Below are 20,069 nucleotides of genomic sequence, written 5' to 3'. Positions count from 1 at the left end.
GGCGGTGGCCAGCGCATTCAGGCCCAGTTCACTGCCGGACGGTCTTGCCGCCAGCGATCACAAGGTGGATGTCACGCAAGGCGTGGAGATCAACGAGAGGGTTGCCGTCAACAACGAGAAGGTCTGCGCGTTTCCCCGTGGCCAGGCGTCCGCTGTCGGTAATCCCCAGTGCCTGGGCGGCGTCGGCGGTGGCCATATCGAGGATCTTCTCGTTGGAAATCCCCAGGTACTGGTAGAACTCCAAGCTGTTGACCAGCTTGTCGAAGACGGCGCGAGTGACTCCGGCGTCTGTGCCAGCGATCATGGATACGCCCCTGTCGGCCATCCAGCGCATGGACGAGAAGAGATGCTCGGCGCGGTCGTAGCCAACCCTTTCAGCGAAAGCCCGCCAATTGGGGCTGGTGGCCGTGCACACGTAGATGTGCTGGGCCTTGATCGCGGCGAGGAGATCGTCCTGAAGGTCGAACTCGCCCCCCTCGGTCATCCAGGTGCAGTGCTCGATGGTGTTCACGCCGGCGGCTACGGCGGCTGCGATGCCGTCGGTGCCGTGGGCGTGGACGGCGACGGGTAGGCCGAAGCGTTTGGCTTCCTCGACCACGATGCGCAGCTCGTCCTCGGTGAACTGGTTTTGCCAGATTGCAGGGCCGCCCTTGGTCATTCCACCGCCCGTGGCCATGACCTTGATGACGTCCGCTCCGATACGGGCATTGCGTTGCACCAAGTCTCGAATGGCCTGCTCGCCCTCGACCTCTCCGCCGAAGAAGTTGCAGTGGCCGCCGTGGGAGGTCAGTGGTGTTGCCGCCGACAGGATGCGTGGTCCGGGCAGGGCACCAGAGGTGATGGAATCGCGCAGGTGGATTGCGAGGCCATTGCGGTCTCCGAGGTCCCGAATGGTCGTTACGCCGCTGAGGACCAGTTGCTCAGCGCGCTCGGCCATGCCCTCCAGCAGTTCCTCGTCGCTGCTGTCCTGGACGGCAGCTACAGGGTCGGCACTCGCGTCGAAGATGAGGTGCGTGTGGGCATCGATCAGGCCCGGCAACACCGTGCCGCCCGTAAAGGACAGGGCGCGGCATCCGTGGGGGGCGAGCTGCTCAACCTCCTTGCGCGGGCCGACGGCGGCGACGCGGTCCCCGCGGACGAGAACGGCGCCATCGGTAACGCTGGTGCCGTTGGGCCCTGTGATGACCCGGTCAGCCGTGATCAAAGTTTCCGTCATGGTGCCGCTCCTCGTCTGGCGTTGCGTGTCGATCGGGCCCGGCTGGCATGTTCTTGTGCTGGCTACCGCGCTCGTGCGTGCGGTTTGAGGGCGTCCGACAGTTCGATCAGCTGCCAGACGTCGGATTCGAGGCTGTTCTCGTCCGGGAGTGCTACGGCAATAGCTTGTGACGATGCCGCTTCGCCGTTGGCATGGGCGCGCAGCGCGTGTCGTAGGTGGCTGGCAAGAGACGTGTGCGGCGTGCCGTCGTTCACTCCTTGCTGTGCCAGGTACGGGCTGATTCTCACGAGACCGTCCCGGCATTCGATCACCCGGCGGTAATAGCGGTAGTGGGTACCGCGCAGGAACAGGAACTCCCGCCAGCCGCTGGTGGGCACGCGGCTGAGGGCGTCTTGCGGAAACGCGTGGTGCAGTGCATCCCACAGTGGGCGAAGACGCCGGTACGCCTTGCGGTGGCACAGCCAGACCCGCACTCTCGCCATCCGCATCGCGGCGCCGGAATAGACGACGCCGACGATGAACACCGGGACGGCAAGTGCCAGGAGGCCCTGCGTGCCGTCGTGCAGCCATGCCGGGACCTGCGCACCACGCCACCGTGTCACATCGATACCGAGGCGGCCGATGTTGGCCACCACCATGCCGGCCAGGGCCCCCACCGTCAGCCATAGCCCCGTGGACAGCGGGCGGAGGGACATCCGTGCATACCGCCAGGTCCACCACAGGGCTTCAGCGAGTGCGTAGATCAGGTAGAGCAGCGCGGTCATGAAGAACAAGGCCACTGGCGTTGCCGTCATGTCAGCGGTGGCGAATTCTCGGCCCCTGAGTCCGACCGGCGTTGCGACGGTCGTCAGTGCGAGGACGATAACGGCCGATGCCAAGGGCAAGGCTTCCCAGCGGGCACGGCGGCCGGCACGCTCCCGCTCCTCGGCGGAGAAGAGGTAGAAGCACATCAGGCAGTAGACCGCGCCGAGCAGCAGTGCGTTCTGCACCAGTCGCGCGGAGCCTGGGCCGGTGAGGTCGTCCACGAGACGGGCCGCGGAATCCAGGCCGAGGGCGAACGAAGCATCGGTGCAGATGAGGCACAGGGTCACAGCGCGGAGAGGGAGGTCGCGGGGATCCCGGGCGAGCTGAATGAGCTTCCACACCACGGCCAGGTCGAGGATGGCAGCGGTAAAGAGCAGGCCGGTCACAGCCACCCCTGCCGGTCGCCAAGGGCCGTCTGCACGCGACGCAGGGAGGGAGTGGCGGCCCGCCGCGGGGCGACCCGGTCCAGTACGGAAGCCCACTCCAGAATGATGGTGGCGACCAACTCCGCTTGATGTTCATGTTCTTCGTCGTATGACGTCCGCCGCAGGAGCCGTTTGACCGATCCTGCCGAGAGGTCCGGGACCGCCCCGTTCCAGAGCGCGGCATCGTCGATTCCGTCGCTCTGGTGGTCCGCCAGGATGTGGCCCACTTCGTGGAGGATGATGTGCCGCTGATGACTTGCAGTGGTTTCCTGCTGATACAGGATGTAATCGGTAGACGCGGTGGCGATCCATGCGCCGAACGGCCCTGGCACCGGCATCGGGTGCGACACCAGCCGGATGGGGCGGCCCCGCCGTTCCCCTAGTTGCTGGCAGAGCACGTCCACTTGCAAGGGGGGCTGGATATCAAGGGCTCGCAATTCCCGTTTACAACTTCTGCGAAGCTCTCGCTCTTTCACGGTCATTCTCCCGCACACGACACGTGTCGCGGCAACAGCACCCCCTCGCCGCGGAATCACGCCGTTGACGGCGCGTCATTCGCGGTGCTCTGCCTGCTCCAACTTGTAGACAACGTCAAGCAGGTCCATTACCTGCTTTCTTCGCGCTTCCGACAGTTCGCCGGCGCGCATGGCCATCAACTTCACATCGCGGTCTTCGAGTGCCTCGTTGACGTTCGCGCGCTCGGCTTCGATTTGAGCCAGTCGGCCATCTACTTGTCCAGCTACGGCGTCGTCGAAAAAGTACGAGATCGGCACACCGAAGAAGTTCGCCAGACCCTGCAGGTGGCGCACGGTCGGGTTGTCCTTCTTCCCCTTCCGTAGCTGCCAGATGTAGCTCATGGAGATGTTGATCCCCGTCTGGCTGATGGCGTTCGCCGCGTATTCGTTGCTGTATTCCCTGCCGTCGTCGTCCTTGATCGTCGCGAACAGATGGTTGATCTTCTCCGCCAAAGAGCGGCCCGTCTCCTCGCTCACCACTTCCCCTCCTCTCGTCGAGAGTCCATCAACCAATGTACACGAGTGGAGAGTGCGCGGGTCGACGTCTTCACGTCAGTTGAGCGGATGGCGGTCCCCGTATAGGGTCCTCATCAGCGTCTTCCACTGAGGTGAAAGTTTGTAAAGGGATGTTCTTGTATTCGAGTGAAGAGACTGATCGGTTCGAGCGTCAGCGCTCGGGGTGGAGTGATCCGGCCTCGATGGCCGGCCTCCGTTCAGGTTGCTCTCGGCGCCCCGGTGAATACTTTGCCACCCTTCGCTGGACGGGTGGGTCTCGCTCGACTGGGGACGGTCGGCGCAAATCACCCTTTTCGTCTGCGGCGGGTCTCGGTGTGAAAGCGCTGCGACCAGCGCCGGGCGAAGATCGAATTACGTACAGGGGTTGTCTGGAAACTCTGCGCGCTGTGATGGACCCCTCGAATTTGTTCGTGGCCCGTCAGCCCATCTGTCGGGGTGATGGTGGAGGGCGAGTGCGACCTCCGGCTGGGCGTCGTGGAGGGGCCTCCGGATACGTCTGGATCTTCGCGCGGAAACTGCATATGTTGCTGGTCCCTCGGCTGGACTGCCGGAACGCAACCCAATGAATGGGAAGGAGGGAGACCGGATGAGTAGGCGTCAAATCTCAGATCACCGAGGGAAATGAAGAAGGCGCCCAGAAGTTAGCAGCTTCTGGGCGCCGACTCCGCCACCCCGAAGGGGGCGGATGCATAACCGGGGCGAGTTGGCTGACCTTTTCGACGAGAACGGCCGTCTCACCCCGCCTACGAGTGAGGAATTCTCGCATGCCCAAGTCCCGAAGCGGAAGGGCCCTCGTTGCCTCGCAGGCCGAGGCCGACGAACCCACCGCCGACACTCGTCGGCGCCGTCTGGTCACGCTCCTTGCGGACATGGTGCCCGGAGCCTGTACCGTCCGCGTCTCGCAGCAGCAGCCCGGCCAGAACTGGCCCAGCCCATACGCCCGCGCGTATGACGCCCAAGGGCAGCTCATGGCCCTCAACCGAGCCCAGCGCGTGACAGTTGCCCGCTGGGTGATCCGCGCCCACCCCTACGTGCCCTGGGATGAGACGTACGACCTCGACCTTGCCACTGGCGCCCTCCGTGCCACGGGCGGGGGCCGCTGATCATGGCCAGGATCCGCACTATCAAGCCCGAATTCTTCACCAGCGAGTCGCTCGCCGAGGTGAGCGTTCACGCCGAGCGGACCTTCGCAGGTCTCTTCACCCTGGCCGACGACCACGGTCGTTTCCGCGACAACCCGGCGGTCATCGCTGGCCTGCTCTGGCCGCTGCGGGCTGAGCACACCGCGGTGCACGTGGAGGATGACCTGCAGCAGCTGGCCGATGCGGGCCTGATCTGCCGGTACACCGGCTGCAACGGCCGCCGGTACCTCCACATCGTCACCTGGTTCGAGCACCAGAAGATCGATAAGCCGTCGCAGACCCGCGTCCCGGCCTGCTCGGACCACCACGCCACCCAACGCTGCGGAACTTGCAAGGGCACCTGCACCGTGTTCGCCGAAAGCCAGGCGAACACTCCCCGAGGACTCCCCGAAACCTCGGCGAAGGCTCCCCGCACCCTCGATCGGCCGACGAAGACGCCCGTGACGCCTCCCGCCGACGAATCCGCGAGCACGAGCAGCCAGCAGGCGACGCTCGACGGCACCATCGAGGCGCCCAAGCGAAACGCGAAGAAAACCGCAGGTCACAAGCCTGTAGGGAAGGCATCCCCGAAGACTCCCCGAACCCTCCCCGAAGGTTCGGCGCCTGGATCTAGGATCTTGGATCCTGGATCTACTAATCCTTCGGGGCGCACAGCGCCCGCACCCAGCCCGTCGGCCCAGGACCTCCTCGGCGAGTACGTCGCCGCATGTGTCCAACGCCCGCCGGGCGACGTGATCGGCCACCTCGGTCGCATCACCAGGAAGCTCCTGGACGAGGGGATCGCCCCGGAGCACATCCGGGCCGGGCTGCAGCGCTTCGCCGCCAATCCCAAGCACCCCAGCGTGCTGACCAGCATGGTCAACGAGGCCATGAACGCCTCGTCGGCCGGTTTGGTGCGGCCGGAATCGCGGTCTAACCTGCGCGGTCACCGGGCCTGGGCCAATCCCGCTGACCCTGCCGCCGCCTACGCCGAGGAGCTGTGATGCGCGACCACGACGCCCAGCCCGTCGGCGGCATCGCCCGCCGCCTGGCCCACATCCTCACCACTCGGGGCATCGACCCGAACGCCCAACTCACCGACCCGGCCGAGCCCGTACCGGCCCTGCAGGCGGCGCAGGCCCGCATCCCGGCCCGCTACCAGGAGGCCGTCGCCGACCACCCCGCGGTCGCCGCCTGGGTCCGCGAGGTCGCCCAAGCAGGCCGCCCCGGGCCGAAGGGAGCCCCGGGTATCGCCCAGGGGCGCTCGCTGCTGATCGTCGGCACCACCGGCACCGGCAAGACGCACCAGGCGTACGGCGCGGTCCGGTCCCTGCTGCTGGCCGGCGTCCGGCTGCGGTGGAAGGCGATCACGGCCGCCGACCTGTACGCGGAGCTGCGGCCCCGCCCCGGCCACGACGGCGAGCGGGAGCTGATGGACCTCTCCCGCTGCCCGCTGCTGATCATCGACGACCTCGGTGCGGCCAAGGGCAGCGAGTGGACCGAGGAGATCACGATGCGGCTGATCAACCGCCGCTACAACGAGATACTCCCGACCCTGGTGACCACCAACCTCGGCATGACCGACCTGCGCGCCCACATCGGCGACCGCGTCGCCTCCCGCCTGACCGAGATGACCGACAAGGTCATCCTCGACGGCCCCGACCGCAGAAGAGCCATCGCAGCCCAGCGCCGCAGCCCCGCTGCCACCACTGCGCCGCGGACACGCACTGAACCCGCTGCACCAGCTGCTGCCACCGCGGTATCGGCTGCTCGCCACCTCAGCCGCTAACGGCCATCTCGCGACCGCCGTTACCGGTCGCCTCCCCTCACGCATCAATCCCCACGACGCGGCTTCCCTGCCCGAACGCGCCCTGGGGGCAACGGAGATACCCATGCACCACACCGAGAACGACATGCTGCGCACCCTCGGCGACCTGACCTGGCATGACGAAGCCGCCTGCTGTGCCACGGGCCCCCACCAGGTCGATCCGGACAACTTTTTCCCCGAGCCGGACGAAATGGACCGCATCCGCGCCGCCAAAGCCCTGTGCGCACAGTGCTCCGTCCGCAACACCTGCCTGGATGCCGCCCTTGAAAACGGCGACAGCATCGGCATCAGGGGTGGCATGACCGAAGAGGAACGGGCCGATCTGCATCGCAAATTCCAGCGGCGCCTCAACTACGCCCGCGTCAATGCTGTCCTGGCCGGCCAGGACGTCCACCTGACGAACGCCGAGCGCGACGCCGTCGTCCTCGCCGCCTACCAGGCCGGAACTCCGGCCGAACAGCTCGCCCGGATGCTCAAGATCACGAAGGAGCACGCCCAGAGGCGGTACCGCAATACCCGCCGCCAGATCCGCGACCGTGCGATCGAACAAGAGAAGAAGGCGAACAAGGGCATGAAGAAGTCGATGAAGCCCGAGAGCCGGACCATGGCGCTCAAGGAGCCCAGGACGAAGACGTCCCGCGGCGACCTCGGGACGGCCGCGTGAGCCACATCGCTCCGATACCCGCGCGGATCACCGGCTGGGACCGGGCCGCCATCGTCGCCCTCGGCGGCGCCGGATGCGCCCTGTCCTACGACGCACTCCAGCAGATGGCCATCGCCATCCACATCCGCGGATTCCTCACCTACGTCTTCCCCCTGGTCATCGACGGATTCATCGCCTACGGCGTACGCGCCCTCCTGGTCCTGCGTACCGCACCGCTCGCCGCCCGGTGCTACGTCTGGCTGCTCTTCGGCACCGCAACGGCCGCGAGCATCTGGGCCAATGCCCTGCACGCCGTACGCCTTAACCAACAGCGCCCGGAGGGCACGGGACTCCGGCTCGGCGACGTTACCGTCGGCATCCTCTCCACCCTCGCACCGCTCGCCCTGGCAGGAGCGGTCCACCTGTACATCCTGATCGCCCGGCGAGTCGCCGAACCAGCTGTTCCCGGACACCCGGACACCACCAGTGTCCGAACTGACCGGGTCACCGCCGACCGCCTGGAGACTCCCGTTGGCCAGGACGAGCCCCGGCCGGCGCCGGTCACCTGCGGACACCAGGTCGAGCTGCCCGCCTCGGAGACCAACCACCCAGCGGACACCGTCGGCCAGGACACCCAGGAAGCGGGTGCCTCGCAGGACCTGTCCGGACAACAGGACGGTCTGGCTGAGCCGGAGCCGGAGCACGGCGGCCGAACCGCTGACCTGCGCGGACACCCGGCCAGCAGACCCTCCCCGGTCACCCGCCTCCACCCGGCCGCGCCGCTCGCCACACGGCCGGAGACTGACCCGGTCACCACTGCGCAGAACGAGGACAACCACACTCCGGATGCCGACCCGGTGACCGAAGAACTCCTGCCGATCGCCCGCCAGGCGGTCACCGAGGCAGGCAAGGCCACCCGCCAGGTCGTCGCCGACGCCATCCGCGGACAGAACCTCCCGCTCGGCAACGACCGGCTGACCGTCCTGATGCGCCGACTTCGCGCCGAGAGCCACACACAGCCGGTCACCAAGACGGGCTGACCGAACGCACCACGCACGCCGGTGACCTGGCCGATCCGCATCGCCAGGTCACCGGCCCGCGCGCCACACCATCGACTTCTCCACACCATGGAGCCACCACGATGCGCACCACAGCGGCCACCCACGCCGAGGCCGACGCCTGGCTCACCGTGCTTCGCGACCACGGCCACCTCCACCGCGCCGAACCCGGCCCCGACGGCAGCTGGACCGTCCAGCAAACCCCGGCAAGCTCACCCCGAACCCTCCACCACCCGGTCCTCGCGCTCGACTACGTCGCCGAGATCCTCCGCGACGTACGCGGCCACACCGCGGAGACGCCCCGATGAACCCCTCCGAACCGTCCAGCACCACCTCCGAACTGCAGCAGGACCACTGCCCGGCACGAGGCCGAGCAAGCTGTACCTTCCGAAACTCCTCCGCAGCCACGGGCAGCGGAGGAGTTTCGCAAGGGCTTGCCCCCGCCCCGGGAGGGACGGGGGACGCCCGGCACCAGGGGGTGCCAGGCTCTGAGGCTGCGACCGAGGGCGGACCGCAGCCAGGAGGGGAACCGCACGCACCTGCCGCGCCACGAACGCGTCCTCGCCTGCGCCAGAGCGTGCACCGCGACCAAGTCCGCAGTGTCCGCCTGACTCAAGACGAACTCGACACCGTCACCCGCGCCGCCGAAGCCGCCGGCTTGAAGACCGCCGGGTTCCTCGCCGACGCCGCGGTCGCTGTCGCCCAGGCCCAAGGCGGTTCCAAGGCGTGGCTGTTGGATCAGCGAGGCCGGGTGGAAGAACTCATGGCCGCCAGTGCCCAGCTCGCCCGCGTCGGCAACAACCTCAACCAGATCGCCCGCATCCTCAACTCCGGCGGTCACGTCGATCACGTGGACGAGGCAGTGGCCCGGGTCCTGCGGGCTGCGGTGCGAGTTGAAGACGCTGCCATCGAGATCGCGCGACGCTGACGATGGTGCCCGACATCTCCACCGGCAGCCGCACATACGGACTACTCAACTACCTCTACGGTCCCGGTCGGCGCGAAGAGCACACTGACCCGCACTTGGTCGCTGCCTGGATGCCGGAACTCGCCCCCGACCCGGGACGCGATCCGGCCGCCACGCTCAAGCAGCTCACCGACCGGCTCGACCTGCCCGTCCTCGCCCTGCCCAAGCACCGCCGCCCGGCCCGTCACGTGTGGCACTGCCCTGTACGCACCGCGCCCGGCGACCGCCACCTCACCGACGCCGAATGGGCCGAAGTCGCCCGTCGCATCGTGCACGCCACCGGCATCGCCGAACACGGCGACGACAAGGCATGCCGCTGGATCGCCGTACGCCACGCCGACGACCACATCCACATCGTCGCCACCCTCAAGCGCGAGGACGGGCGCAGCCCGCGCCGCCACGAGGACGGCATCCGCGCCCAGGCCGAATGCCGCAAGATCGAAGCCGAGTTCGGCCTGCAGATCCTCAATGAAGGAGACCGCACCGCCGCCCAACGGCCCACCAGCGCCGAACGCTCAAAAGCCGAGCGCGCCGGACGAACCGAGACACCCCGCGAGACCCTGCGCGAGCGCGTCCGCCAGGCCGTGGCCGGAGCCGCGAGCGAGGAGGAGTTCTTCCGCCGCCTCGCCGAGGCCGGCCTCCGCATCGAAAAACGCCTCGCCCCCTCCGGCGACACCCTCGGCTACAAGGTCGCCCTCCCCGGCGACCGCAACCGCCACGGCGAACCCATCTGGTTCCCCGGCTCAAAGCTCGCCCCGGACCTCTCCCTCCCCAAGATCCGCCAGCGCCTCGACGCAGGACTGCCCGACAGTGACGCATCCGCCACCAACCGCCCCGGCGAACCAGCGCCACGTCCGGCTCGCGCCCGGCGTGAGGCCGTCCCAGTTGCCGAGCGGGCGGCTTCCGTTCTGAGCGGAGACGGCGACGCGGACTCGGCTGCCCAGCTGGTTGGTGTCGGCGAACTGCTCGATGCGGTCGCCCAGACCTCCCCGGCTTCGACCCGCAAGGAACTCGGCGAGGCCGCCCGCGCCTTCGAACGCGCCACCCGCTCCCACATCCGCGTCGAACGCGCCGACAGCCGCGCCATCCGCTCCGCCGCCCGCGGCATCATCCGCGCCGGCAACGCCCTCGGCAAAGGCGAAGACGGCGGCGCCACCGCGATGCTCCTGTCCACGATGGTCCTCGTCACTATCGCCGCCGCACGCTGGCACTCCGCCCGCGGCCACGCCCAACAGGCCGCCGCAGCCCAACAAGCCGCCCAGCACCTGCGCGCCGCCTACCGGACCGCTGCCACCACCCCCATGACGGCCATGCGCGACCACGGCCGCCACCTCCCCGAACCCGTACGCCAGCGGTACGCCGGCACCCTCGAAGCCACCCTGCCCCAGCACGCGGATCACCTCTTGCGCGAACCCGGCTGGGACGCACTGGCCGCCACCCTGGACCAGGCCGAACGAGCGGGACACGACCCTGACGCCCTGCTCCAGCAGGCCATCGCATGGCGCGAACTGGACACCGCCGACAGCGTCACCGACGTCCTCGTATGGCGTCTGCGGCGCCTGGGCAACCTGCCCGCCACCACCGACTCACCCCGCACGCGGACGACCTCGCGAACGTCCCAGCATCAACCCCCGGCACCGAAGCAGCAGGCACCCGAGACCACCCCCCGGATGAATCCCAGCGCTCCGCGCGCCCGAGGAGCAAGGCGCTGACCAGCACAACAAAAGGCTGGACACCGGCAGCCACGCCTGTTACGGCTGGTTGAAGAGAGACATGGAGACGATGCGGATGCTCAGCGAGAACCTTCAGGCCCCGAGAACCCTTGTGCCCGAGACGGCATTCGGCGATGACCCGCTGCTGCGGCTCCAGCAGGAGACGCAGCCGGCGGGCGGGAACATCGGCCTGCGCGCCACCACACACCCCGAGGAAATCCGCATCACCGGGATCACCGTGATGTGCCCCCAGTGCGGCGCCCGACGCGACTGGATGGTCATCTGCAACCGCAACGAGATCAGCATCCGCTGCCGCTGCGCACACCAGTGGGTCGAACGCGAACTGACCCGCGCGGACTACCTGGCGATGATCGGCGAAGGCATCGGCCAGGACTATCCGAGCCTGGAGGCCGCAGCCCAGGCAGCGGGGTACGACGGCACACTGGCCGGCACCTATCTGTCCGAGCCCCGTCCAGAGTGAGGCTCTCGACCGCACCCGCGTGTGGCCCGGCCGCGGGGACCAGCGGCACTACATCCGCCTGACCGTCTGGTAGTCGGCCGTCTGCCCGGCCCAGACGGGACGACACGAAAACGTTCGCCTTCTGAAGACGAGGCGTGCCCGGGACGGGGCCAAGAGTTATCACCGCGAGCTGGCCGAAATCTTTCGACGTCGAGCAGAATGCGAGGCATGACGGAGGGCGCGCCAGAGGAAGACATCATCGAAGCCGCATGGCAGAAGCTGCTTACCACCCAACGCGTGGGCGGCCAGTTGCTACGCACCGCCTACGCCGAGCCTCGGCTACGGCAGCTGTTCCCCTGGGTCGGCATGGCCGAGTTGCACTTCAGCCGGTGCACAGAGCCGCGTTGGACCTGGGACATCCCGTTCATTGCCCCGATGATGGGCGGCGGCTTCTTCGTCGGCGGGCCCTCACGGTCCCAGAGCGTCGGCCCCGCCCCGACCGCGGAGGCTGCCATCGCGATGGTGGTCGAACGACTCCCGCCAGACTGCGGTCGCGCCTTCGTCGGCACGCCCGAGGAACTGGCCGAAAAAGAACAGTCGGAGTAGTCAGGGCGGATGCTCCAGAGACCTCATAAGCCCGCTGAGGGCTGCCCCGGCGTGGGGCAGCCCTCAGCGGTTGGGATGGATGGCGTCAGGAAGCGGCCAGGTGGTTGGCGAGGTGGAGGGAGTCGGTGGCCACTGTCAGAGCAGCGTGAAGACCGGTGACCTCGTACAGCGTGGGATGGACGATGGGCGTCCAGTCACCGTTGAGGCTGGGCCAGGTGGCGAGTACGACAGTGGTCGTGGCCAGCCCGAGGCGTGCGGTCACGTCCATGCCGCCGTCGCGGCCGGGCTTCCAGCTCAGCAGGATCGCGCCGGGCTGGAGCCGCTCAGGTCCCCGGGCGGTGCCCCACATGGCGCGGATCGGCTCGGTGGGGCGTGGGAAGACGGAGCGCAAGAGAGCACCGCGTGCCGAGGCGGGCATGGGGCGGCGAACAAGATTGCTGAGGTCCAGGTGCGGGGCCGGGCCGCTCGCATGCGCCGAGACACGCGTAGGGGCGCGGTAGGTCATACGGCCGCCCAGCCGAGCTCGGTGCGGACCGTGGGAGGGAGTACGCCCTCCTGGCCGTTTTCGGCGAGGTACACGGCGCCGTTGGGGCCGGGGACTTCGACGATGCGGTCGATGTAGTGGGCGTGGGGCCAGTCGGGGTTGATGGCGAGGTATGCAGGCAGGTCGGGGTCGACGGTCTGGAGCTGGTGGATCAGTTGGCGGACGGTGATCTTGTGCGACAAGGCGGCCTCCGGGAGGAAGAGTAAGCGGGGAGGGGGAATAGGCGAAGCGTGCAGGGGGTCGGTCAGTCCGCTGCGTCGAAGCGCAGGAGCTGGCGCACTACGGCAGGGCCCTTCGATGGTGGTGCGGATTTCGCCGGGAGCTGGTTGGAGCGGTGGCGTCTGCCCTGTTCGGCGGCGTAGGTCTTGGTGGATGAGGGGCTGCTGGTCCACTGGTTGCAGCTGCAGGTCGCGAGGAGTCGCTCCCGTCCGGTACATCCCTTGGTGAGGGGGCTGCCGCCGGTGGTGTGCCGATGCTCGGAGGGGCAGATGGTGCCGTCGGCGTGATACGCGGTCACGGTGATCGAGTGGCGGGGCATGCGGGACCTCCTGGTCAGATGCAGGTGCAGTAGCGGCTGGGGGAGGAGATGAGGGCGGCGAGGAATCCGGCGACGGCTTGTGCCGCGGTGTCCGGCCCGAAGCTCTGGTGCCAGGCGGTAGTGCCGTTCGTCCTCTTGACGTGGATGTGCCACAGTTCGCCGCGCCCCGCTGCCGGGCTCTCGGGGAGGAATCCCACGTACACGCGTTGGTCGGGGCTGGAGCAGTGGACGTTGCAGTCCGCGTCGGAGACGACGTCCCATCCCTGGTTTTTGAGGAGGTCGGTGACGGGGCCTGCGCACTGGCAGTCGAGCAGCCACTCGCCCTCGCCGAGGGCGGGGAACGGAAGCGCGGCGGGAGCGTTGAGCGGGGTGGTGGCGGTGAGTGTCACGAGCAGCAATCCCTTCGTTGACCTGCGGTTTTTCGCGGTGTCCGTACGTTGGCATGGTCTGGGAGGGGGTCTCCAGTCCTGTCCGGCGGTGTGCGTCTGCCGTGGGCGAACTGGCGAGGGGGCGGGCTGCTGATGTCCGTGCAAGGGGGAATGAATCGGTCGCCCGCGGGGCTGTTCCGGGGCGACCGATCGCTGTGGGAGGTTGGGTTGGAGAGCGAAGAGATCCGTAGGTACGGCGAGGCGGTCGATGACGCGGAGGCTGCGTCCCTGGGCCGGGCCCGTATGGCCGACGGCAGACGGATCGAGCTGACCGTGGATGAGCTGGCGCAGCTGGTCGCCCCGCCACGGTCACCATGCTGCCCATCGTGGAGGTGCGCCACGGCACACTCACCGTAGGGGTCCTGCCGCAGTAAGTCCGATATCTACTGTGGCGGTTGAGTGTTGGCAGGGGGTGGTGAGGCGGGGGGGGTGATGCGCCCCCCTGGTGCGCCTGTGTGCGCCCTTCTGTTCACCTGTCCGTCGGATAGACATTCGATCCATTGGGGATGTAGGGGATGCGCCAATGAGTTGTTAGTCATGGTCGGCTACGTTCCTGCGCTCTTGAGGCGGGAGCCTGTTGAAGGGCGGCCTCAGATGACGAAGACCGTTTCGTCCGTCCTGATATCTCTCCATGCTCCGTTACCCGGTTACGGTGCGCCGTCCCGGAGGGCAGCGGGCGCAAGGGAGGTGGTGGTCGCGGGCCGGGGGCGGCTGTGATGGCGCGGGATTCGGCAGCATCGGTCGCGGGGTCGGGGACTGTGCACACGGACGTCGGAGGGAAGCCGACCCCCCATCCTCCCCTCATTCCCCGGCATCTGGGCATCGTTATGGATGGCAACCGGCGGTGGGCCCGTGAACACGGACTGCCTACAGCCGGACACGGCCACCGGGCAGGTTTTGGCAAGATCCCTCATCTGCTGGATTGGTGCGATGCCTTCGGCATCGGCACTGTCACGCTGTGGATGCTGTCCGACGACAACATCCGCAACCGCTCCTCAGCCGAACTCGCCGACTTGTATGCCATCAACGGCGATGTCGTCGAAGGGCTGGCTGCCGCCCGCCGCTGGCGACTGCACCCCATCGGTTCCATGGAGTTGCTGCCCTCGTGGCTGGCCGACCGGCTGCGGGATGCCGAGCGAGCTACCGAGCATCTGAACGGCATGCTGGTGAATCTCGCGATTGCGTACGGAGGCCGCAGCGATCTCATCTGCGCGGTGCGTGCGCTCGTCGCGGACATGGCCAGTGGCCAGGTGGACTCAGTCACCGAGGAGGTCTTGGCCCGGTATCTGTCCACCGCGGGCCAGCCCGACCCCGACCTCGTCATTCGGACCTCGGGAGAGGTGCGGACCTCGGGCATCTTGCTCTGGCAGGCGGCTCTCGCCGAGCTCTACTTCTGTGACCGGCTCTGGCCCGACTTCAGCCGCCAGGACCTCCATGACGCTCTGGACGCCTACAGCCGACGCCAGCGCCGCCTCGGTGCGTGAACAAGGAGACATCCCATGTCAGAACGACAGCCGACATCCCACCAGGAGCCGGCTCCTTCCATGGGCGACACTCAGACAACGGCCGGCCTCAGCGACCTGATCGCTCGATGGCGGCGCGAGAGCCAGGCCGTTGAGGACCTCATGCCATGGGTCCGGTCACGCATGGCAGCGGTGTTCTCCGCGGTCGAACCAGTACCCGAACACGATCCGTTCGACGAGAACATGTACCGGTGGGGGATGAGCACCGGCGTCTACAGCGCCGTCAACGCCCACGAACTGGCCGCCATGCAGTGCGGCCTGGTGGTGCGCCGGTGCATGCCCAACCTCCCAGACCAGGCACGAGAGCCAGTTGCCATGTACCTGATATGGATCACCGCCGTCGACGATGGCATGGTCGATCACGGCAGCTCCCTGGACGAGGTGGCCGCCGTCGCCGACGGCGTGCTGCGTAGGGGCGAGACCACATCGGAATCGCCGACCGCCCGCGCCATGGCCGATCTGCGGCGAACGCTTTTGGAGCGCGGCGGGACGGATCTCCTACCCATCCTCGCCGACCTGGTCGGTGAAAACCTTGAGGCATTCCGACGCAAGCAGACGCACCTGCGCGAGGACCGCCTCCCGCCGTTGAACGAGTACGTTGCTCTGCGCGGTCTGGACGATTCGATCCGCCCCATGGTCGCCATGCACCAGTGGTTCCTGAGCCCCACCAGCGCCGAGGGTGCGGCAGCGACCCTGCTGGACGAACTGAACCGGCTGGCGGGCCAGCTCGGCGGACTGGTCAACGACCTGCTCGGTCTGCCTGCTGACCTGGCCCGCCCGGAATTCATGAACGTCGTCTTCGCTCTGGCCCAGGACTACCAGGTCTCCCTGGTGACCGCCTGCCGCGCCGCAGTCGCTGTCGTCGAAACGCTGCACGAGCGGGCGGAGTGGGTGTGCAACGCCATTCGCACCCTGCCCGACGGCTCCCCCGCTCTTGTTCAGCAGGCCGAGGCCGCCCTCTACTGGCCAGACGTCCTGCACCTGTGGACCAGCACCGGCAGCCGCCATAGCCCGGAACACGCCTACGGCCCCACCAGCGTACGCACCTTGTGACCACCCTGATCCACCCCGGGGAACATCAGGGCCTCCAACAGACCCGGGGCGGATCACCCCAGCACCGCCAACCGATATGAGGAAAGGAAAAGCCTGTGAACCGTGCCACGCGTCCTTCACCGCTGGACGCCATTCTGTACCACGACCCTCTCATGCGTGTTGGCTTCATCCTTCACCTGAGCGGGCAGGCACCGCCGCTCGACCATCTGGCCGCACACGTGCGAAAGCGTCTCGACGAGCTTCCGAGCTTCTCCCTGACCCTCAAGGGCCGGGGAACGAAGGCACTCTGGTGCCATCAGCCACCAGACCTTGACCACCATCTACGCGCCGTCGAACTCCCGGCCGGGGCAGATGTGTACGACTCAGTCCGCGAACTGCACAAGGAGCCCTTCGCCGACGACAGGCCGCCTTGGACCATGACGCTGTTGCACGGGCAAGCCCCGGGCCAGTACTCCATCTTCTACCGGATCAATCACGGCCTGCAGGACGGCGGCGCCATTGCGCGCACACTCGAAGTCCTCTTCGCGACCGAACCGATCGACGCGCTGGCCTCATCTGCGGTGGTGCACGGCTCGGGCGTCCCCCCGCGCCCGGCTCCGCGGCACTACGCGTACGCTGCCAAGCTCCTGGCTCGGTCGACAGCAAAGTCCCTCCTGTGGCCCCACCCAGAGGTTGGCTACTCCACAGAGCGGGTGTTCCACTGGACCGTGGTACCGACCACGACGCTGCGGAACATGGCCCATGCCCATGGAGGCAGCGTCAATGACGCCTTCGTAGCCACGCTGGCCCGCACCGCATCGCAGTGGGCCGCACGGCACCACCCGCACTACGACGGGACGGGCCTGCCGGTGATGCTGGCGATCAACAATCGCCGCCCCACAGTCGTCGATGCTCCAGGAAACCGTGCTTCCACCGGGCGCTTCAAAGTACCCGGGCACCTCGATCCGCTCGCCCGAACACTGGAGGCAGTGGTCGCGGCGACCAGACCGCTGAAGCAGCCCCCGTACCGGGAAGCGGTTCGTCGGCTGTCCGAGAACATCCCACCGTCCGTTATCGACCGCTCCTTCAGGTCCTTTTTCACCCCCGAGCGGGCCGCTGTGTGCTCATCCAATGTCTCGATCCGCCATCCACTGGCGCTTGCCGGCACCCCCGTGCACGCCATCGACGGGGTCACCGTGCTGCCTCTCGGAGCCCCTGTCTCGGTGGCGCTGATCAGCTATCAGGGCAGCTCCCGGGCAGTGTTCGTCACCGACCCCGTCCTGCCCGACACGGAGGAGCTCCACCAGGAGTGGAGCGCCGCAGTAGCAGACGCACCCCCACAGGCCACTAACTGCCGAAGCTGACTCACTGGGCAGGAGACTGTGAACGACAAAACGGAACTCTGCGCGGACGAGCGGCACTCCTACCGCGTTCCGATCGGGGTGTGCGTACTCCTGCGCCGCGGTGATGGGGCCCTCCTGGCGGACATGCTGGCGGAGGCGGTGAGTTGGCGCCCGGGAAAGCATGCCCCCAGCCGGACGGAGGTGCTCCGCGATGAGCGCATCGCCTAGCTGCCGGGCGATATGGGAGCCGTGGCGGTGGGGGCGGTCTGGCTGCGGCTGTTCGCCGCGCGGCCGGGTTACGGCTTTGCCGGTGTTGGTGTGCCGGAACTGACCGTGGGAGTGGTATGAGTCTGGCGGGGGCGGGGCGTTGGGCGTGCGCTGTTGCGGGAAGCGGCCCGCACGGCCGCCGAGGCAAGCTTCGAACGCATCTCTTTGAATGTGGAGCCGACCAACCCGGCCCGCGCCCTGTACCAGGAGGAGGGTTTCACCACGGTGAAGTCCCGGCCCGACGACCAGAGCATGGTCAAGTTCCTCTCCGTACGCCCCCGTGGCGAGGGCCTGGGTAAGCCGTGATCCGGTTCTACCAGGGAACTCGTCCGCCACGCTGACGGCATGGGGAACCGCCCTGGGCTAAGAAGCCGTTCTCCTATCGATCAACGTTTTGCTTTTGATCGAACAGGGGCCCTGGTCGAGTGATCCAGCTTTGCTGGTGGCATGAAGGAGGGGGGTACTACGAGTCGTTTACCCGATTCGCCCGGGTCGGGTATGGAGCGGGTACGGCTCCTTCGCCGTCTTCCTGAGTTGGCACATGCCCCGCGGGAGGGCCATCACACGGGCTGCGCGTGACTCCGTTGTCGAGCAGGAGACGGAGGGTGGCGCCTGTCAGGACGGTTTCGCGGTGTGTGACCACCAGCACCGCGCAGTGCTGTCCGATGTGCTGCAGGGCCGCGAGTACGGATTTTTCGGCGGCGGGGTCCAAGTGGGCGGTTGGTTCATCGAGAAGGACGAGTGCAGGGCGCGGCGCGAGGGCTCGGGCGATGGCGATGCGCTGCCGTTGGCCTCCGGACAGGGCCGTGCCGTGTTCGCCGACCATGGTGTCCAGGCCGCCGGGCAGTGTGCGGACGTGGGTTGCCAACCCGGTGAGTTCCAGGAGGGTCCACAGTTCGTCGTCGGTGGCCTCGGGTGCGGCGTAGGCGAGGTTGTCGCGGATGGAGCCGTGCAGGAGGGGGTTGTGTTGTTCTACGAGGCCGACCACGCGTCGGTACTCCGCCATGGGCCATCGCATCGCGTCAGTCCCCTGAAACAGGACGCGTCCGCCGTCTGGTGTGTAGAGACGGGCGGCGAGGTTGAGCACGGTTGTCTTGCCTGAGCCGGAGTCGCCGAACAGTGCGGTGACTCCGCGCGGCGGCAACTGGAAGCTTGCTCCCCGTAGCACCATGCGCTCCCGCTCGTGGCTGTACCAGACGTTGTGAAATTCCAGTACGGGCGTGCCGGGCGCGGGGGCCGGGGTGGCGCCGGCTGGTGCCGGCTGCGCTTCGCGGTGGCTGTCGGCTTCCTGCGGCTGGGCGAGGGTTTCGGCGATGCGGCCGGCAGCGCCGCTGGCCTGTTGCAGCAGGGCGGCGGCGCTGACGAGGGCGGTGAGGGGGACGGAGAGATAGTTGAGATAGAGCAGGAAGGCCGCCAGGTCAGCGATCGAGGCAGTGCCCTGAGTGGCGCGGACTGCCCCGACCACGACTGTCGCGGTCAGCGCGGTGTGGAGGGCGAGCTCGCTGGCCGGCATGAGACCCGCGTTCAGCCGCGCCATTCGGATCCCGGCGGCGCGGGCTTGGCGGGCGTGAGCGGTGATGCGGTCGGCCTCGCGCTGGGTGGCGCCGCTCATGCGCACGGTGCGGATGGCGCTGAGCGCACGCTCCAGATCGGCGCTCATATTGCCCAGCATCCGCTGGTTGGTCTCGGCGGCCGGGCGCATGCGGTGCAGGGCGGGCAGTACCGCGAGGGCGATCACCGCGACGACGGTCACGGCGGTCGCCAGCAGCCACGGGTCGAGCCATGCCATCAGTGCGAGGGCGCCGAGCAGGCCGATGACTCCCGTCACGGTGTCGGTACAGGCCGTGGTGAGGCCGGCTCGCAGGGCTGTGGTGTCGGTGCTTGCGCGGGAGAGCAGATCACCCAGGCGGTGGTGTTGGTAGTCGCGGGCCGGCAGCCGCAGAAGGTGGCCGATGAGAGTGGTCCGAAGCTGCAGGACGATGTCCTCACCGGTTCGTCCCAGCACGTAGCCGCTGGCGGTCTGTAGAAGTGCCTGGGCCGTGATGAGGGCGGTCAGGGCCCCGACGGCGGGCCACGGAGGTGGACCGTGGCGCCCGGCCGTATCGACGATATGGCTCACCAACAGCGGCTGGGACAAGCCGAGACCCAGAGTGCAGAGCGTCAGCACAGTGCACAGGGCGAGGACCTTGTGGTGGCCGCGGGTCAACCGGGCCAGCATACGAAGCGTGAGCATGCTTTCTGATACGACGTCGCTCACGTCGTGGTCGGCGGTACGTGGGGGCCGACAGCCATGATGGTCCGGTAGTGGTCTGCCGGTTGCGGCTCGTCGACGGGTTGCCCTTCAGCCTCTACCCATGCGTGGGCGGCGAATGGCTGGGTGCGCACTCCGGTACACCAAGTGGGCCAGCTGCCCCACATCCGACACAGCAGCGCGGTGGCGAGGGAGCGTTGCAAACAGCCCTCACCCGCGCAGAACACGCTGAGCGCGACCACACTGCCACGGGCCCGGCGTGCCTCGGCGAA

Annotated in this window: 24 protein-coding genes and 1 pseudogene; 15 read left to right on the top strand and 10 right to left on the bottom strand. The window is 67.8% G+C overall.

All coding sequences use genetic code 11. From position 1 onward, the window contains the following. Positions 1-28 precede the first annotated feature (28 nt). From SNA_RS11085 to SNA_RS11070, 4 genes are all read right to left on the bottom strand, one after another. Positions 29-1,216 (bottom strand): amidohydrolase family protein, encoded by a 1,188-nt coding sequence (locus SNA_RS11085; protein WP_030063919.1) that lies wholly within the window; start codon positions 1,214-1,216, stop codon positions 29-31. A 62-nt stretch (positions 1,217-1,278) separates the two neighbouring features. After that, entirely contained in the window at positions 1,279-2,406 is a 1,128-nt protein-coding gene (locus SNA_RS11080) for an MAB_1171c family putative transporter (protein ID WP_037788713.1), read from the bottom strand. Further along, positions 2,403-2,795, bottom strand: a complete 393-nt coding sequence (locus SNA_RS11075; RefSeq protein WP_241779608.1) for a hypothetical protein — start codon at positions 2,793-2,795, stop codon at positions 2,403-2,405. The genes SNA_RS11080 and SNA_RS11075 overlap by 4 nt, the downstream gene beginning before the upstream one ends. A gap of 201 nt (positions 2,796-2,996) precedes the next feature. After that, the gene (locus SNA_RS11070) at positions 2,997-3,437 is read right to left on the bottom strand and encodes a helix-turn-helix domain-containing protein (protein WP_030063922.1); all 441 of its coding nucleotides are present in this window, start codon (positions 3,435-3,437) and stop codon (positions 2,997-2,999) included. Positions 3,438-4,240: 803 nt separating this feature from the next. On the opposite strand from SNA_RS11070, the gene SNA_RS11065 reads away from it, so the two are divergent. From SNA_RS11065 to SNA_RS11020, 10 genes are all read left to right on the top strand, one after another. After that, complete coding sequence (locus tag SNA_RS11065; RefSeq protein ID WP_241779607.1) at positions 4,241-4,579, top strand: hypothetical protein; 339 nt, start codon at positions 4,241-4,243, stop codon at positions 4,577-4,579. A gap of 2 nt (positions 4,580-4,581) precedes the next feature. Then, on the top strand, positions 4,582-5,601 hold the full coding sequence (locus SNA_RS11060) for a hypothetical protein (RefSeq protein WP_044364589.1): 1,020 nt from the start codon (positions 4,582-4,584) through the stop codon (positions 5,599-5,601). After that, positions 5,601-6,386 carry an ATP-binding protein gene (locus tag SNA_RS11055; RefSeq protein ID WP_078969830.1) on the top strand — a complete coding sequence of 262 codons (786 nt, stop codon included), beginning with the start codon at positions 5,601-5,603 and terminating at the stop codon, positions 6,384-6,386. Before SNA_RS11060 ends, SNA_RS11055 begins: the two co-directional genes overlap by 1 nt. A 103-nt stretch (positions 6,387-6,489) precedes the next feature. After that, positions 6,490-7,089 (top strand): WhiB family transcriptional regulator, encoded by a 600-nt coding sequence (locus SNA_RS11050; protein ID WP_030063925.1) that lies wholly within the window; start codon positions 6,490-6,492, stop codon positions 7,087-7,089. Beyond that, a complete protein-coding gene (locus SNA_RS11045; RefSeq protein ID WP_030063926.1) occupies positions 7,086-8,108 on the top strand; it encodes a DUF2637 domain-containing protein in 1,023 nt (340 codons plus the stop codon). The genes SNA_RS11050 and SNA_RS11045 overlap by 4 nt, the downstream gene beginning before the upstream one ends. Before the next feature lie 101 nt (positions 8,109-8,209). Then, positions 8,210-8,434 (top strand): hypothetical protein, encoded by a 225-nt coding sequence (locus SNA_RS11040; RefSeq protein ID WP_030063927.1) that lies wholly within the window; start codon positions 8,210-8,212, stop codon positions 8,432-8,434. Between the two features lie 269 nt (positions 8,435-8,703). Further along, positions 8,704-9,054 (top strand): plasmid mobilization protein, encoded by a 351-nt coding sequence (locus tag SNA_RS43735; protein ID WP_241779606.1) that lies wholly within the window; start codon positions 8,704-8,706, stop codon positions 9,052-9,054. A gap of 2 nt (positions 9,055-9,056) precedes the next feature. Beyond that, the gene (locus tag SNA_RS11030) at positions 9,057-10,805 is read left to right on the top strand and encodes a relaxase/mobilization nuclease domain-containing protein (protein WP_044364584.1); all 1,749 of its coding nucleotides are present in this window, start codon (positions 9,057-9,059) and stop codon (positions 10,803-10,805) included. Positions 10,806-10,866: 61 nt separating this feature from the next. Next, positions 10,867-11,286 carry a hypothetical protein gene (locus SNA_RS11025; protein WP_241779605.1) on the top strand — a complete coding sequence of 140 codons (420 nt, stop codon included), beginning with the start codon at positions 10,867-10,869 and terminating at the stop codon, positions 11,284-11,286. A gap of 207 nt (positions 11,287-11,493) precedes the next feature. Continuing rightward, positions 11,494-11,871 (top strand): DUF6193 family natural product biosynthesis protein, encoded by a 378-nt coding sequence (locus tag SNA_RS11020; protein WP_241779604.1) that lies wholly within the window; start codon positions 11,494-11,496, stop codon positions 11,869-11,871. An 85-nt stretch (positions 11,872-11,956) separates the two neighbouring features. On the opposite strand, the gene SNA_RS11015 is transcribed toward SNA_RS11020, so the two are convergent. The 4 genes from SNA_RS11015 to SNA_RS11000 form a co-directional block, all read right to left on the bottom strand. Continuing rightward, the gene (locus SNA_RS11015) at positions 11,957-12,262 is read right to left on the bottom strand and encodes an esterase (protein WP_241779603.1); all 306 of its coding nucleotides are present in this window, start codon (positions 12,260-12,262) and stop codon (positions 11,957-11,959) included. A 110-nt stretch (positions 12,263-12,372) separates the two neighbouring features. After that, entirely contained in the window at positions 12,373-12,597 is a 225-nt protein-coding gene (locus SNA_RS11010) for a hypothetical protein (protein ID WP_030063933.1), read from the bottom strand. Between the two features lie 62 nt (positions 12,598-12,659). Beyond that, complete coding sequence (locus tag SNA_RS11005) at positions 12,660-12,953, bottom strand: hypothetical protein (RefSeq protein ID WP_030063934.1); 294 nt, start codon at positions 12,951-12,953, stop codon at positions 12,660-12,662. 14 nt (positions 12,954-12,967) lie between these two features. After that, positions 12,968-13,342, bottom strand: coding sequence for an SPDY domain-containing protein (locus SNA_RS11000; RefSeq protein ID WP_037788722.1), 375 nt, complete (start codon positions 13,340-13,342; stop codon positions 12,968-12,970). Between the two features lie 755 nt (positions 13,343-14,097). Here SNA_RS11000 and uppS point away from each other — a divergent pair. From uppS to SNA_RS43150, 5 genes and pseudogenes are all read left to right on the top strand, one after another. Next, positions 14,098-14,865, top strand: a complete 768-nt coding sequence (gene uppS / locus SNA_RS10995; protein ID WP_420823468.1) for a polyprenyl diphosphate synthase — start codon at positions 14,098-14,100, stop codon at positions 14,863-14,865. A 60-nt stretch (positions 14,866-14,925) separates the two neighbouring features. Further along, positions 14,926-15,957, top strand: a complete 1,032-nt coding sequence (locus SNA_RS10990) for a terpene synthase family protein (RefSeq protein WP_030063937.1) — start codon at positions 14,926-14,928, stop codon at positions 15,955-15,957. A gap of 95 nt (positions 15,958-16,052) precedes the next feature. Continuing rightward, positions 16,053-17,300, top strand: a complete 1,248-nt coding sequence (locus SNA_RS10985; RefSeq protein WP_030063938.1) for a wax ester/triacylglycerol synthase domain-containing protein — start codon at positions 16,053-16,055, stop codon at positions 17,298-17,300. A gap of 18 nt (positions 17,301-17,318) precedes the next feature. Further along, the gene (locus SNA_RS43155; protein ID WP_030063939.1) at positions 17,319-17,507 is read left to right on the top strand and encodes a hypothetical protein; all 189 of its coding nucleotides are present in this window, start codon (positions 17,319-17,321) and stop codon (positions 17,505-17,507) included. A gap of 135 nt (positions 17,508-17,642) precedes the next feature. Then, a pseudogene (locus SNA_RS43150) lies at positions 17,643-17,852 on the top strand (GNAT family N-acetyltransferase); the annotation flags it as partial. Between the two features lie 157 nt (positions 17,853-18,009). Here the strand turns inward: SNA_RS43150 and SNA_RS10975 are convergent. Together SNA_RS10975 and SNA_RS39360 are read right to left on the bottom strand one after the other, a co-directional pair. Beyond that, entirely contained in the window at positions 18,010-19,779 is a 1,770-nt protein-coding gene (locus SNA_RS10975; RefSeq protein ID WP_078969828.1) for an ABC transporter ATP-binding protein, read from the bottom strand. Positions 19,780-19,799: 20 nt separating this feature from the next. Continuing rightward, positions 19,800-20,069, bottom strand: a 270-nt coding sequence (locus SNA_RS39360) for a lasso peptide biosynthesis B2 protein (RefSeq protein WP_107070869.1), incomplete at its 5' end; no start/stop codon positions are given.

Source organism: Streptomyces natalensis ATCC 27448 (assembly GCF_000935125.1).
GTDB classification, from domain to species: domain Bacteria; phylum Actinomycetota; class Actinomycetes; order Streptomycetales; family Streptomycetaceae; genus Streptomyces; species Streptomyces natalensis.
The sequence above is the reverse complement of the archived record's forward strand: the minus strand, read 5'-3'. Positions and strand labels throughout refer to the sequence as shown.

What these genes read in the sequence shown, in the direction of transcription:
- SNA_RS11085 (WP_030063919.1), bottom strand. Translation starts at nt 1,216, where the DNA reads ATGACGGAAACTTTGATCACGGCTGACCGGGTCATCACAGGGCCCAAC.
- SNA_RS11065 (WP_241779607.1), top strand. Translation starts at nt 4,241, where the DNA reads ATGCCCAAGTCCCGAAGCGGAAGGGCCCTCGTTGCCTCGCAGGCCGAG.
- SNA_RS11060 (WP_044364589.1), top strand. Translation starts at nt 4,582, where the DNA reads ATGGCCAGGATCCGCACTATCAAGCCCGAATTCTTCACCAGCGAGTCG.
- SNA_RS11055 (WP_078969830.1), top strand. Translation starts at nt 5,601, where the DNA reads ATGCGCGACCACGACGCCCAGCCCGTCGGCGGCATCGCCCGCCGCCTG.
- SNA_RS11050 (WP_030063925.1), top strand. Translation starts at nt 6,490, where the DNA reads ATGCACCACACCGAGAACGACATGCTGCGCACCCTCGGCGACCTGACC.
- SNA_RS11040 (WP_030063927.1), top strand. Translation starts at nt 8,210, where the DNA reads ATGCGCACCACAGCGGCCACCCACGCCGAGGCCGACGCCTGGCTCACC.
- SNA_RS11030 (WP_044364584.1), top strand. Translation starts at nt 9,057, where the DNA reads ATGGTGCCCGACATCTCCACCGGCAGCCGCACATACGGACTACTCAAC.
- SNA_RS11025 (WP_241779605.1), top strand. Translation starts at nt 10,867, where the DNA reads ATGGAGACGATGCGGATGCTCAGCGAGAACCTTCAGGCCCCGAGAACC.
- SNA_RS11020 (WP_241779604.1), top strand. Translation starts at nt 11,494, where the DNA reads ATGACGGAGGGCGCGCCAGAGGAAGACATCATCGAAGCCGCATGGCAG.
- SNA_RS11005 (WP_030063934.1), bottom strand. Translation starts at nt 12,953, where the DNA reads ATGCCCCGCCACTCGATCACCGTGACCGCGTATCACGCCGACGGCACC.
- uppS (WP_420823468.1), top strand. Translation starts at nt 14,098, where the DNA reads ATGGCGCGGGATTCGGCAGCATCGGTCGCGGGGTCGGGGACTGTGCAC.
- SNA_RS10990 (WP_030063937.1), top strand. Translation starts at nt 14,926, where the DNA reads ATGGGCGACACTCAGACAACGGCCGGCCTCAGCGACCTGATCGCTCGA.
- SNA_RS10975 (WP_078969828.1), bottom strand. Translation starts at nt 19,779, where the DNA reads ATGCTCACGCTTCGTATGCTGGCCCGGTTGACCCGCGGCCACCACAAG.